This window comes from Phocaeicola sartorii JCM 17136 = DSM 21941 (genome assembly GCF_054653615.1).
Genome location: NZ_BAAIFW010000005.1, coordinates 3020863 through 3034978 on the forward strand (window position 1 = coordinate 3020863; position 14116 = coordinate 3034978).

Consider the following 14116-nt stretch of genomic DNA (forward strand, 5'->3'; position numbering starts at 1 on the left):
ACAATAATACAGTCAATACCGTCATAAAAACAGAAGCCATTGAAAATATATTTCAGAATGATTGGGCTAAGACTATTGACTGATAGTGTTGAAGCACTGCTTGGGCAACAGTTGCCGTACGCCAATGCTTCTCTGCATATATTTTATTTTTCAATCCTTTCTCGTTTTTGCACAATTCTTGCGCCTTCTCTATAGCCAACAAGATAGTCGATGTATTTTGAGGATCAAAAGTAGGATTACCGGTTTCCGTAAGGATGCGTCCCACATTTCCCACGTCAGGACCCAGCGCTACTTTCCCCGCGGCAAAAGCCATTGGAAGATTGCCTGAATTCAGAATGGATAGCCGCTGGATAAGTACTATATCTGCCGCACAGAAATACCGGACTGTATCAGCAATATCCACATAATTCTTTTGAAATTTGAAACCTTGCAAACTATATATCAACGTTTTATAGATGCGTTGCGGCAATTCCGTCAAGCGTTTCGTGAGAATGCGTTCCCGATAGAATCCAGGAACAAGGAATTGGATGTGATGCTTGTCAAGCCGTTTGGCGAGACACTGAATCATCTCACGCTCTGCATCAGTACGAAACTCTCCAAATGATAAAATATTGAACTTATTACCGGGTATATCCAACTCTGTACAAGCTGCCGACCTGTTTTTGTCAAATCGATAGATGCTGTCATACAAATGATGCGGCACAATGACATGTTTTGCTTCCGGGTATTGCTTCTGTAGCACTTCTTGACTATACTGTCCCATATGAAAGAACAGATTGCAGTGTGAATAAATCACATCATACAGAGCTATTACATTTCCATCTCCGGTTAAATGCGGTTTTAAGTTATGACAGGTAATAGCTATCATAACCTGCATACTTTTAATTTTATCCAATTGTTGAGCCACATTCTCCAATTGCTTTTTAGTTATACTACGTTTCCATAAATAAACTGCTTCCGGCCACTGGAAATGAATGAGGTCGTAAGCTTCCGGATTATTCCAAAAGTCATCTATGCTAATCGTGCAGTCAACACCGAGGTTTGTAAGCTCCTCGGCAATCGTAACAACAAACGGATTGGATACCGTTTGCGAGGCAATGGGGTATAAAACTTTCATCATGAATTTCTATTCTGATTAGAATCTTGTCTTTCTTTCAGCTGGTGCCGATAAAGCGAAAATGGCGCTACAAAACCTTTATTGATTTGCTCCGTGTGAATGTATTTATCAGAAAAATCCTCTGTATGGTTGTCTATGGTAATATAATTGGCACCACTATATCCCATAATATATGTTTTACAGAAAAACGAATAAGTGGGTGTATGAGGTACATCATTGGAAATCACTGAAGAGACAAAAAATGGCTTAATAGACTTTAGCCGTAAGCAATTGCCTAACTTTCTCCTCAATGTCAGTACATTGCTATGATAAGTAAAATAGAACAGTTCGGATGCACCATTATACCCATCACTAAGTATATTCCAAAATACATTTTCACGTGCTGCACTGGGTACATTATATGAAGCACCGGCTCCTTTTATACCTCGAATACCTGTACAACACTCAAATAAATTTTGCATCGGAGGACTGAACGGCCCTTCCGAGAATCCATGAAAATCAAAGTCTGCATACTTATTTTCCGGATTCAGATAATGCACACCGCTAAACACATTTCCATAAGAACAAGTCTCACCACCAATAAAGTCGGCATAATGGTTATAGAACGTAACATTACTAAACAGATTGTCGCAAGCATGACCATAAAGTTTCAATCCTTGATGCCCATCGGCTCCTTTAACCACTATATCTTCCAGTGTAATGTTTCTGGAATCTTGGACATAGAGCGGATTGGAAAAATTGTCAATTATTACATTGCTAATGGTGCCATGAGCCACACGTTTCATATTGACGGCATTCCATCCATAATCCATTTCCTGTGCAAAATCCATACTGTAATAACCCGTTTCACCATGGTGCCTGAACAGACCAGACCAAGTACTTTTGATAACTAAATCCTTAAAGCCCACATGCTCCAACATTTCCACATTAAACACTTCCGGACTACATTCCATGCCAATATTCCATCGCAAAGGCTGCTTCAAAACCACTTTATGATTGTCTATAATCCGGTCTATTTCTACCAGCCACTGCAAAGAAGGGGCTTCTTCATCTCCCGCTCTCAGAGCTGTGCCCCATGAAGGCAATAAATCATCATGATTCAGAATTTGTTTTATCAAACGTCCTTCATGGTTGGTATTGTATGCCACTATCAGAATATAGTTCGATTTAATCTGTAATGCATCCTTTACTTCTATCACTTTATCCCCTAAAAATAAATCACTCGTTATTTTAGTAGCCCATTCCGGTTGAAGCAATTCTCCATCACTTCCAGGATCCGTCATGGATGCACTTTTAGTGACAATGTCTTTCTTATGCTTGAATTGTACGCCCCAAAATATATTGGAACGTTGAATACGCTCGCCTGTTGTGAAAAGAAACGGTGAAAGCCAAGGATTCTTTTCGCCTCTTAATGTAGGTGAATCTGAAATAAATATAGTCTGGTGCTTCCCATTTTTCATTTCTCCTTTCACAAGCACGTTGGAATAATCCAGCGTAATATAAGAGCACTCCTCGCAACTTCTCATATGGTAAGTTCCCGCTGGGAAATAAGCTGTGCCTCCTCCCCTTTTCCCTACTTCATCAACAAATTGTTGTATCTTTATTATCTGATTCTCCCCATTACCAGGCAGGATGCCGAAATCGGTAGCATTGAATACAACAAAAGCCTCTTCATCAAGTGACTTTTCGCCATACATATATCCAGCATACGAAAAATCTGGCAGATGGTGCAAATCACATTTCACATTAATAGAAGGATATTGTTCAAAATGGTAGATAACATGATTCTTCAACTGATAATAAATGGAAAACGAAAAAGACAAAACCGTCAATAGCAGAGTGAATGAGAAACTATCATATCGGTAAAAACTATATATGGCAAAAGTGAACGCTGCACAATATACAGTATAAGGCGACAACATCACCTGCTTCATGCGCTTGATATAATGATGTGAATAACCTGTATTTCTTAATAAGAAATAAAAAATAAACAATGGAATAAATGCCACCGTCAACTGTCGGACAAAATAACTAATCCCTACTAAGGCAATAGTTACAAGAGCTAATACCAATACAAACGTATGTACCTTCAGGCAAACTTTTACACAATATTGATTCAGTCTTTTGAATAAAAGCAGAATCAACAAAACTGGCAATAAAAGCGCCCAATAGATAACGGTGTGGTTATCTATCGTTAAATAAGTTATACCTATAGCGGAAAAAAAAGAAAGAATGCTTTGTGCCTTCCAAGCGCTTGCTTTTTTCTTTCTTACAGTTATAGCTTCTAACAGATCTGATAGATTGGTGGCATATCCCCAAAAAACAGCCAACAAAATAGAAGTTATTATAGTCATTCTCTCAATGATTTATTTAAAAAGGACAAACCGCGACTACGTTCTTTGCTGATCAAATCATTTATATGTTTCCAATCAATGGATTCAGAAAGTAATGAAGACGAAAACTGTTCCATTGAATCAATATAACGGGAAGTCAATTCCAAAGCATTAAGAAGCGTTTTGAAACGGCTTATACCTCTTGACTTGTTTCCATAAACAATAAACGGCTTATTAAACAGTATACTGAACACACATCCATGGAAAGAATCAGTTATGATAAATTTAGAGGTAATTATTGCTTTTAACCAGCTTTCCACCGGAGGTATAACGCATGAACTGTCGTTCTTCATTCCGTCTGGTGTCAATGTATACGATTCAAGACCTAATAGATTCTCCGTTTGTTCCACCAATTTCATTTTGCCTAAATTTTCATCAAGAATGTAGATGAATATTTTATTCTCTTCACTATATTCACCAATCATTTTCATGTATTCATCTATAGTGAGTAGCATGGTAGGGTCTATACATCTTGTTACTTGATTATTAATATGGAATATGCTTTTCACCTGATTGATTCCATCATCTTCTCTTACAGAAATAGCTTTAAACGATGATAATAAGCCACTGCATAATCGAGCCTGTTTTGCCGAATATTCGTTTTGACAGGTACCGAATGAAGCAGCGTAAGCTATTTTCTTTATTTCAGGATTCGTTATATAGTCAAGGAAATAGCGTTTTATTCCTTTGGTATACATTGGACGCCATACTTGATCTGAGCCTACAATTATTGCATCATACTTCTCATTTGTCGCCGAAAAATCAGCGTATGGCATTATATATACCTCTTTAGAAAGAGGTATATATTTTTTCTTAAAAGCTGTGGTATAAATAGTTGTTTTAGAATCAGATCTCATAATCCGGCTTTCCAAATCCAAAGGAGTCCATTCCCTTTTAATTATATTCTTAATGATTCGCTTCAGATATGTCCAATACTTCTGTGGCCCTTTGTATCTCAAATCCCATACGATATTGAGCGTCTCCACTTCATGTCCCAAATCACTTAATACTTTATTAAGTGCATAGTTTTGTAAAATACCTCCATAATTTTTATGAAGGCGTAAAGTCATAATTCCGATTTTCATAAATGGATAACAGTAAGCATCCAACCTCTATGGCAATACTCCTTAGTCTCAGCATTAGCTTGGATTTCAGGGCTATAGTAAAATTGGGGTTTTATTGATTTTATTTGTTTTTAGTTGAGCCTACTAAAAAAAATGGACTCAATTAATAATATTTTCTTCAACAAATGTTTTAGTAAATATCATGGCACCTTTACGATTCATAAAGAAAGAATTAATATAGTAATCAGAAGATTGGAATCTTTCATCACGCATATAGTCCACCAAATCTACATTATAATTTTCTGTAGCCAGCTTTACATATGCCGTCATTTGACTCTCTACATACATTGAAGAGAAAAAGTTACCAAGTTCTTTTGTTAACGGCAGGTAAATTGTTAAAAGACGAAAGCCATTATCCTTGCAGTACTGAGCCATTTCACGGACTATTCTGACATTTTCCTCCACTGCCCGTCTATTACGTTCTGACAAAGGTTGCATATTTTCTATGTCAATATCAAACTCAGAATTCCAGCAGTTATATATCCACCATTTGGCATCCTTCTTAACTCCTTCAACATCTAAAAGGTTTTTATATAAATTCATTCTCAAATCTTGAGGAATATCCTTTATCAAGTACTTGATACACTTGGGATGGTAGAACAACGGATATTTGTATTCTTTTATATATTGTTTTTTACTGTATTCAGGAAATTCATCTTGAGAGAGAATACGATAATATTTTGTCAAGTTTGACTGATTTAAGAACTTATAGAAAAAAAAATTTCCTGGACATATAGGCCAAACAACAGTAGCTCCAAATTTCAACTTATGAGCAAATTTACGGAACAGAATGAAATCATACTCAAATGTTTCTGGGCCAACAGCCCAATTCTCACATGTCAAATATTTAATTTCAGAAAAATCAAAAGCAAACTTAGGTGCATTGCTACCCAATACAACTACATCTATTGACTGATCAGACTGAGTGGAAAGATATTTAAACTTATCTATGTCAATAAACTGATTGCAATAAGCATTGGTGTGCTTATACATCGCATTAAAGAACAACCCGGTAACAACAACTAACAACAGAATTGAACAGACTAATACCATAAGCTCTATTTATTAATCAAACTTTTAATTTTATCATTTATTATCACTCTCATATTGGCAGTAATACCAAAACAATAGATTAATATACCACCTAATACAGTAGAAATGGACATATTAACAAGAAATCGGATATACCCTTCGTTCATATAACTAGAAATAACAAGCAACGGAATACACATTATTCCACCAATCAAAATAATAATCCCATAAGACTGTATATAAAATTTTCTTCGAGATAGTCCGACATATTTCTTCATTAATGTAAGCTCAATGAAAGTCTCGATAAACCAAGGTAAAAGGGTTATAACCATTACGATTTCTAAAGATATGCTCATTTTAAAAAGTACAAATGAAATAGGCAGTGACAATAACAAAGTAGTTCCTGCCAACAGATTCACCATTTTCATCTTTCCAATAGCATGAATTCCCATTACTACAGACCTTGACATTGATGCTATAAGTGTTTGAATAAGAATAATTCTTGTCAAAAAAACGGTATCATCAGGATATTTTCCTAGCCAAAGAGACAACAGAAAAGGCAGTTCAATCATAAGAGGCACCATAATATATAAAATCATCAGTCCTGAAAAACGAGCATTGTGATAAATGAGACGATTCATCCTTTCAATATCCTTCTCTGCATAATATTTCACAATCTGTGGATTTACTGCCGTCTGGAAACTTCCTACAAATTGTGAAGCTACATTATTCACTTGATTAGAAATGCCACGAGCCGCATTAAGCACAGGACCATAAAAGATATTGAGTAAAATATTAAATCCTTGATTGTTAAATAAGACCGATGTACATCCAAATATATTCCAACTGGAGAATTGAAGAATTTCTTTTGCCAATGGCTTATCAAACCGAACTTCAAAATGACACTCCTTGTATTTTCTTATGCAATGGTATCTATAATAAAATACATCACAAACCTGAACCAAAGCTATCAATACCGCATATAACTTCATTTTATCCACATCAACAATAACCAATGCATAAGCCACACCTAATTTGGCTACTGCATCAAATATGCTCATATAGGCATAAATACTCATATCCTCATGGGCTATAATAGAAGCCATATAAGGCACTTGGGTAATATTAAGCATGACAGTTAAAACAGAGCAATAAAACACCCAATAAGCAGCATCCATTCTATCGGCAGATATTACCAATTCTTCTTTTAAGAAATAAAGTCCCCCTACAAAAATTGCTATTCCTATAATCAAAGATAAAATGATATGTATGATTAAAGTAGTAGAAAATGTTAATTTCGATTTCTTGAAATTGTTTTCTCCAAGTGAAAAAGTTATGAATCTCTGTGTTCCAGTAGCCAAAGTTCCATTCATGAATGTAAACATGGATACTAGACCTGCAACCACATTATAGATACCATAATCCTCCACTCCCAATTTTTCCAACACAATTCGGGACGTAAAAAGAGAAACCGTCAATGTGATAAACATTCTCACATAAAGCAAAAAGGTATTTTGGGCTATGCGCTTATTGTTTTGTGATATATTTCCCATTATTTCCAATAAATTTCTTCATTGATTAATTTTGCAGGGACTCCACCTACAACTGTATGAGGAGCGACATCTTTAGTAACAACAGCTCCAGCAGCTATGACTGCCCCCTCTCCAATAGTCACACCCTTCAATATGGATGCTCCTTGACCAATCCAAACATGATTACCGATTTTAATGGGTTCTGATATACTATAACCTTCCTTTAATATAACATGACCATCATAAGAGCGAATTACTACATCCCTGCCTATCGCACAATCCTTACCAATCTCAATGGTAGCTCCACAGGTTATCTGTACATTTTCGTTTATAAAACCTCCGTGAAGAATCAAATGACCTCCCTCGGCTACTCGTACATATGCCCCTGAATACATTGTAAAATCTCCATAAACAGTCATAAGTCCACCCTTTTCAAGCCATATTCTTGTTTCTTTCTTCGAACCTTTCACTTGTACTGTACCGATAAAAAGCTTTCCTCTTAAATTCAATTTTGAATCTTTATCCAACTGAATTATTACCTGTTTACGCAATAAAATGGACAGTTTATAAAACGAATGGACTTTTCGACAAAAGAAATTATAATAAATAACTTTTCTCCATGCCGATATAGAAAAGCCTATATATCTTATCCGTTCATATATTCTTTTGACCTTACGCAACAAATTCTTTATATTCAAATGTAATCTATTAGCCATTGTAGGAAGGGGGAAGAATTGTTTTGCAACTTTATCAAAAGAGCATTGATCAACTGCTTCAAAAAAGGCTTTTCTATTGTCAGAAGCTGCTTTTAAAGATGAATCTATAGCAGGATTGCCATTTTGAGCATCTGCCATACTAAATTCCTTCCAAACGACATTCTTCTTTATAGCCTCAAAAAGTTCTAATCCTCTCTGAGAATTAACCATTACCAATGACGTTCCCTTATCTTGATCCATAGACGGGTCAACATTTTCTATTCCCCAAAAGTCAGCTAAAGTAATGTCTGCCTTTTGAGGGAATCCTTTAAATTGACATTCATAACATGAAGGCCGTGCAAAATTTCCACTTTGGAGATAGCCTATGAAATATAAATCATGCCATCTGTCCTTGCAATATTGTTTGCCATTAGCAAAGTCCACCCGAAGTGAAAAATTATGCCATCCCCATTTCTTATTCTTGAATTTTATTTCGGTTGCTTTTGCACCATATTGTTGTTCCAACATATCCATATATGAAAGGAAAACTTTAGGTGAATTCACTCCCCGGCAAATGAAGTCACAGGTGATAAGATTAGGATTATCTTTTCCAAGAAAGTTATACAAGGCATGCACTTGGCATGGAGTACCACAATAAAAAACTGACTTTTCTTTACGCAAAAGTTCACGGATTTGCTTAAACTGGCCTTCCATTGAACTTTGTAGATATTTTGAACTCCGTATTTTAGGAAGCAAACTTCTATCAGGAGATGTAAAATGTGAAACAGTATAGTCTTTATTATATATGGCTCCACAAACATAAGCATTCCTTTCATACATCACATTAGCAAAAGCAGAATGAATCCCCCCCGAAGTGCTATCCAATCTGACTTCTTCGTCTTTATTGTATGCAGCAAAAACTTTTGCAACATTAAACCTTTTCGCTGTGGCTTTACTTATAATAGGACATATTTTTTCACAAAGTCCACAATTCGTGCATCTATCTTTATCCACTTTCGGATACCAAAAGCCTTCAATATCCGTCTGAAATGTTATGGCTTTATGAGCACAAACATCTCCACAAGCATTACAGCCGCAACACTTAGCCTTATCTGTAATTTGAATCATCTATAATTAAATAAATATGGTCGAGTAAGGAGAGGGACTTTCACCCTCCCTTCTCACATTAATATTTTTAGTTCAACAGTTGATTGTTAATACTCAATTTAGGGCATACCCTTTGTATAGACACTTTTGCTAGTGCCTATATATTGAGTTGTTAAAAATTTGACTTGTTTGTTAACTATTGGCATATTGCCAATCCGATTTTATCTGGGCGCAGACTGAAAAAATCTCTGCAACCGTTAAATATTTTAGTAAAAACTTACCTAGATACTCCCAGGCAGACCGTCCCTGTATCTTTACCGTACTGATGATGCTGTAGTAGGCAGCCGCCATCTCCGCCCCTTCGTCACTGCTGAAGTGGAGCATCGCGTTGCGCCAGGTAGTCAAAGGGTGAATCGCACGTTGTTGAGTAGACCAAGGGAATTTCACCCTCAACCTCTCTCGGAACCGTACGTGAAAGTCTCCCTTCATACGGCTCTTCGCATTAGAATCATTTCTTTTGACGTGCATAGGGTACATATCCTACTTGCCAATGATAAAACAGATTGGGTTCTTTCTGAGCTATATAGGCTAACCAATAATGAGCAGATATGACACCACCACGACGAAGACTTTTATATTTCGTCTTTGCCCAATAGGCAATAGAGCGATCTACGGAGATTCCCTTGGGCATAGCCTCCGTTTGGGTACTGGAAATAGAATCGTTCCAAATCTGCGTTACTGTACATAATATAATGTTTAAATGTTCAGCTGCAAATGTATAACTTTAATATTTAAGCCCTAATTTGAGTACTTACCGAATTTGGCAACCAACTAACAGTTTTGTTCCAATAAGGGAATTACATCTTCGCTTGCAAAATCACAAGCTACCACTGCTTTTATGTCTTCCTTGCTTAAACTCATACCAACTGTATCCCTTCGTCTTTCACATTGTGGTAAAAAGGAGTGAAATGATGATTCATCCAGTCCTTAAACGTATAAAGTACAGGACTGATGCATTCATTAAGCGACCATCCCAATTCTACCAACGGATAAGATACATTATCATAATCGGCCGCTTCAATCTTAGTTTTATCCAACAAAATAAGTACATCCCAATCAGAATCGTGACGTGCATCACCACGAGCACGAGAGCCAAACAAGATGGCATGAGCCCCCGAGGGAAGTACCTCTCTCAACCGTTCTGTTATAGATTGTAAAATATCTGTTTTCATTACCTGTTCTTTGTTATACGCTTTATACAAACTATATGCAAATATTTTTCTGTTTTTCCTAACATTGTTTTTAAAAGGTTCCTCCAAGAGACAGAATTTCAAAACTAGTCCACCTTCTCAAACGGAAAAGCATGAAGATAGCTGATAGCTACCGTCATATTTCCAAAAGCGAACACCAGCCTAGTATTGCGATGCAGACGCATAATGCATCCCTCCTTCCCCCTGAAGATGCCACCGGTGATGCGGATGCGTTGCTTCTTCTGGAGATAAGCATCCAAAGGCCGGTTCAACAGTTCAATGTTGTAAGGCATGGACTCGTAAAGGTAGATGAACTCCTCCATCTGACGCTGGGGGATGACCGCAGCACGATGGGTAACGTAGTCCGTCACCAGATACTGTCGGGGAAGCATGGCAGACAGGATGCGCTGAAGTTGCTCCAAAGGGGCACAGACAAACAGCCAACCGCTACCTTGCACTTCCTTTTCGTCCGTCAAGGCGTTGAGTTGTGAGACAGAACCGGTGGAGAATGCCTCCTTCACCGCCCGGACAGATTCACAACGAAGGGTGTACTCCTGCTTCGTGTAATCACACTGCTCGAAACGTTTCCGATGACCTGCCTCGGTATAAGAAAATACTTTAAAACAGAAGTAACATTCCTCGGTCACCCCTTCCGATGTACGGAGTTTTACAGCTTTCCTGCCACTGAAAACTGCAATATAGCGTTTCAGTTCCTTATAGGAAAGATACATATAGTACCACGAGAGTTCAGGGTGTTCTTTCCCTATTCCAGCCTGCGACTTGGTTACTGTATTTGACCCCGGGTCTGAAGCAGAAGCGATTGAACTGCTGAGCAGTAACTTAGGCGCCTCGCTCGTTATGTCTTGATTGTCATTCTTTATTCCCATCAAAACATTACATTTTATTATTATTCTATCTGAAAAAAAGGAACATATTTATCTTCAGATTCCACTGTTTTCTTGGGGTTCTCTTAGTAAGAGAACCCCAAGCCTATTAAACTCCTGATTATATGTGCTATATAGATTAATGACATGAAGTTTTAGCAAACAAAAGTCATGTTTAGGCTGATTTTGGGGTATTTTTTATAATGGGAATGCTTCCATATTAAGGAATAATAGCTATATTTGCAGCGGCTTGGGGTTCTCTTACTAAGAGAGCCCCAAATTTTATCAAACATTTAAAGCATAAAAGTTTAAATCCGACACGACGAAACAGCCTACCTATTTGGAGAACAACGACATTTGTTTTCAGTATTCATAAGCCTTGAAAATGACAGGATTACAGTGACCTCCGCCATTTATTTTATTTAAAGAGAAACGCGAAAAATGTCCTTCTTGATATAACAGAAGATTATTATAAACCCGTTGGCGGAATTACATTAGCGCATATTTAATTCTGCCAACGGGTTAGAACTCATCATTTACAACTAGAGACGCACTTCGATCATCATACAATCTTATGTCTCCCCCCGAAAGCACTGTCCAGTATTTAAATTGATAACCAGAATCAGGCGCTCCCGTTACTGTAACCGGCGTATCTCCTAATCTGTACGTGACACTACTCCTGTTTATATCGTCCCCGCGGTCTGCATCGAAATAAAAAGTCTTAGGTGAACTGGATCGAGAGAAGTTCGCTGTCAAAGTACTGTTCGAACTACTTTACTGTATAATAAATTGTTTTGTTAACAATATCATTTTCCATTATTGTTATTACAGATATTTTGCTTACATTTGTAGAAAAAAGGAGCTATATGGGTGACAAGAATAGGATAATCCGTTTTGATTGGGCCGCCAAACGACTTTTGCGTAACAAGGCAAACTTTGGTGTGCTGGAAGGTTTTCTGACAGTACTTCTAGATGAGAAAATCACCATCGTTGAAATACTGGAGAGTGAAGGCAACCAGATCCATGCTGACGACAAGTTTAACCGTGTGGATATCAAGGCACGCAACAGCAAGGATGAGATAGTCATCATAGAGATTCAGAACACCCGCGAGTCCTGGTATTTAGAACGCATTCTTTACGGTGTGGCAAAAACTATAACTAAGCATATCAGCCTGGGAGATAAATACAACACAGTAAAGAAGGTGTACAGCATCAATATTCTATATTTTGATTTGGGTATTGGTCTTGATTATCTCTACCATGGTCAAAATTCCTTTGTCGGAGTGCACACAGGTGATAAACTGATCGTAAACACACGTGACGAGGATGTGCTTATACAAAAGAAGCCTGAAGAAATCTTTCCCGAATATTTTCTTATCCGTGTAAATGAGTTCAATAAAGTTGCCGTAACTCCATTGGAAGAATGGGTAGCTTACCTGAAGGACGGTGTAATAACCCCGGGAACTTCCGCTCCCGGACTGGAAGAAGCACGCCAAAAACTACAATATTACAGTATGAGTGAGGAAGAACGGCATGCCTATGATGAACATATTAATGCCATCATGATACAGAACGATGTGATCAGCACTGCACATTTGGAAGGGCGTGAAGAAGGGCGTGAAGAAGGACGTAAGGAAGGGCGCGAAGAAGGACGTGAAGAAGGACGTAAGGAAGTAGCCCGTAAAATGAAGTTGACCGGTCTTTCGATTGAAATGATTGAAGAAATGACAGGACTTACAAAGAATGAAATAGAGAATTTATAGTTACCCCATAAAAATCCCATAGAAAAGTGAAATTTCTATGGGATTTTTTATGGGAGTGACAGCTGTTCCTGTTTGATAATTTTATACCAATATCTAATTAAGAAGCTGTTGTATCAACAACCAGTTGAGCCCCCCTGCTATCATGAATATTTGCCTCATGAATTGCAATTGCCATTTAATAAATTGTTTTGTTAACAAACTCATTTTCCATTATTGTTATTACAGATATTTTGCTTACATTTGTAGAAAAAAGGAGCTATATGGGTGACAATAATAAGATAATCCGTTTTGATTGGGCCGCCAAACGACTTTTGCGTAACAAGGCAAACTTTGGTGTGCTGGAAGGTTTTCTTACAGTACTTCTAGATGAGAAAATCACCATCGTGGAAATACTGGAGAGTGAAGGCAACCAGATCCATGCTGACGACAAGTTTAACCGTGTGGATATCAAGGCGCGCAACAGCAAGGATGAGATAGTCATCATAGAGATTCAGAACACCCGTGAGTCCTGGTATTTAGAACGCATTCTTTACGGTGTGGCCAAAACCATCACCGAGCATATCAGCCTGGGAGATAAATACAACACAGTAAAGAAGGTGTACAGCATCAATATTCTATATTTTGATTTGGGTATTGGTCTTGATTATCTCTACCATGGTCAAAATTCCTTTGTCGGAGTGCACACGGGTGATAAACTGATTGTCAACACACGTGACGAGGATGTGCTTATACAAAAGAAGCCTGAAGAAATCTTTCCCGAATATTTTCTTATCCGTGTAAATGAGTTCAATAAAGTTGCCGTAACTCCATTGGAAGAATGGGTAGCTTACCTGAAGGACGGTGTAATAACCCCGGGAACTTCCGCTCCCGGACTGGAAGAAGCACGCCAAAAACTACAATATTACAGTATGAGTGAGGAAGAACGGCATGCTTATGATGAACATATGAATGCCATCATGATACAGAACGATGTGATCAGCACTGCACATTTGGAAGGGCGTGAAGAAGGGCGTGAAGAAGGACGTAAGGAAGGGCGTGAAGAAGGACGTAAGGAAGTAGCCCGTAAAATGAAGTTGACCGGTCTTTCGATTGAAATGATTGAAGAAATGACAGGACTTACAAAGAATGAAATAGAGAATTTATAGTTTCCTCACAAATGAAAGAATTACAGTAACCTCCGCCATTTATTTTATTCAAAGAGAAGCGCGAAAAATGTCTT

The 14116-nt window shown here is 37.6% G+C and carries 12 protein-coding genes and 2 pseudogenes; 2 read left to right on the plus strand and 12 right to left on the minus strand.

Annotation, left to right across the window (positions count from 1 at the left end; translation table 11 throughout):
• Positions 1–52: 52 nt before the first annotated feature.
• The 12 genes and pseudogenes from ACYQ0C_RS12895 to ACYQ0C_RS12950 all read right to left on the minus strand — a co-directional run bounded on the left by ACYQ0C_RS12895 (position 53) and on the right by ACYQ0C_RS12950 (position 11890).
• Positions 53–1120, minus strand: a complete 1068-nt coding sequence (locus tag ACYQ0C_RS12895; RefSeq protein WP_016276192.1) for a glycosyltransferase family protein — start codon at positions 1118–1120, stop codon at positions 53–55.
• On the minus strand, positions 1117–3471 hold the full coding sequence (locus ACYQ0C_RS12900; protein ID WP_016276191.1) for a hypothetical protein: 2355 nt from the start codon (positions 3469–3471) through the stop codon (positions 1117–1119). The genes ACYQ0C_RS12895 and ACYQ0C_RS12900 overlap by 4 nt, the downstream gene beginning before the upstream one ends.
• Positions 3468–4595, minus strand: coding sequence for a polysaccharide pyruvyl transferase family protein (locus ACYQ0C_RS12905; protein ID WP_081642397.1), 1128 nt, complete (start codon positions 4593–4595; stop codon positions 3468–3470). Before ACYQ0C_RS12905 ends, ACYQ0C_RS12900 begins: the two co-directional genes overlap by 4 nt.
• A 138-nt stretch (positions 4596–4733) precedes the next feature.
• The gene (locus tag ACYQ0C_RS12910; RefSeq protein ID WP_016276189.1) at positions 4734–5687 is read right to left on the minus strand and encodes a hypothetical protein; all 954 of its coding nucleotides are present in this window, start codon (positions 5685–5687) and stop codon (positions 4734–4736) included.
• Between the two features lie 5 nt (positions 5688–5692).
• Positions 5693–7219 (minus strand): lipopolysaccharide biosynthesis protein, encoded by a 1527-nt coding sequence (locus tag ACYQ0C_RS12915; protein ID WP_016276188.1) that lies wholly within the window; start codon positions 7217–7219, stop codon positions 5693–5695.
• Positions 7220–7242: 23 nt separating this feature from the next.
• Positions 7243–7392, minus strand: a pseudogene (locus ACYQ0C_RS12920) (DapH/DapD/GlmU-related protein); the annotation flags it as partial.
• Between the two features lie 690 nt (positions 7393–8082).
• Positions 8083–9021, minus strand: a pseudogene (locus tag ACYQ0C_RS12925) (Coenzyme F420 hydrogenase/dehydrogenase, beta subunit C-terminal domain); the annotation flags it as partial.
• 171 nt (positions 9022–9192) lie between these two features.
• The gene (locus ACYQ0C_RS12930; RefSeq protein ID WP_167330599.1) at positions 9193–9528 is read right to left on the minus strand and encodes a hypothetical protein; all 336 of its coding nucleotides are present in this window, start codon (positions 9526–9528) and stop codon (positions 9193–9195) included.
• Positions 9509–9691 (minus strand): hypothetical protein, encoded by a 183-nt coding sequence (locus ACYQ0C_RS12935; protein WP_016276185.1) that lies wholly within the window; start codon positions 9689–9691, stop codon positions 9509–9511. Before ACYQ0C_RS12935 ends, ACYQ0C_RS12930 begins: the two co-directional genes overlap by 20 nt.
• Positions 9692–9917: 226 nt before the next feature.
• Entirely contained in the window at positions 9918–10232 is a 315-nt protein-coding gene (locus ACYQ0C_RS12940; protein WP_016276183.1) for a nucleotidyltransferase domain-containing protein, read from the minus strand.
• A gap of 104 nt (positions 10233–10336) precedes the next feature.
• Positions 10337–11137, minus strand: a complete 801-nt coding sequence (locus ACYQ0C_RS12945) for a hypothetical protein (RefSeq protein ID WP_016276182.1) — start codon at positions 11135–11137, stop codon at positions 10337–10339.
• A gap of 519 nt (positions 11138–11656) precedes the next feature.
• On the minus strand, positions 11657–11890 hold the full coding sequence (locus ACYQ0C_RS12950; protein WP_352231748.1) for an InlB B-repeat-containing protein: 234 nt from the start codon (positions 11888–11890) through the stop codon (positions 11657–11659).
• A 110-nt stretch (positions 11891–12000) separates the two neighbouring features.
• On the opposite strand from ACYQ0C_RS12950, the gene ACYQ0C_RS12955 reads away from it, so the two are divergent.
• Together ACYQ0C_RS12955 and ACYQ0C_RS12960 are read left to right on the plus strand one after the other, a co-directional pair.
• Positions 12001–12897, plus strand: a complete 897-nt coding sequence (locus ACYQ0C_RS12955; protein ID WP_175271254.1) for a PD-(D/E)XK nuclease family transposase — start codon at positions 12001–12003, stop codon at positions 12895–12897.
• Between the two features lie 260 nt (positions 12898–13157).
• A complete protein-coding gene (locus ACYQ0C_RS12960) occupies positions 13158–14042 on the plus strand; it encodes a PD-(D/E)XK nuclease family transposase (RefSeq protein ID WP_135952552.1) in 885 nt (294 codons plus the stop codon).
• The last annotated feature ends 74 nt before the right edge of the window (positions 14043–14116 follow it).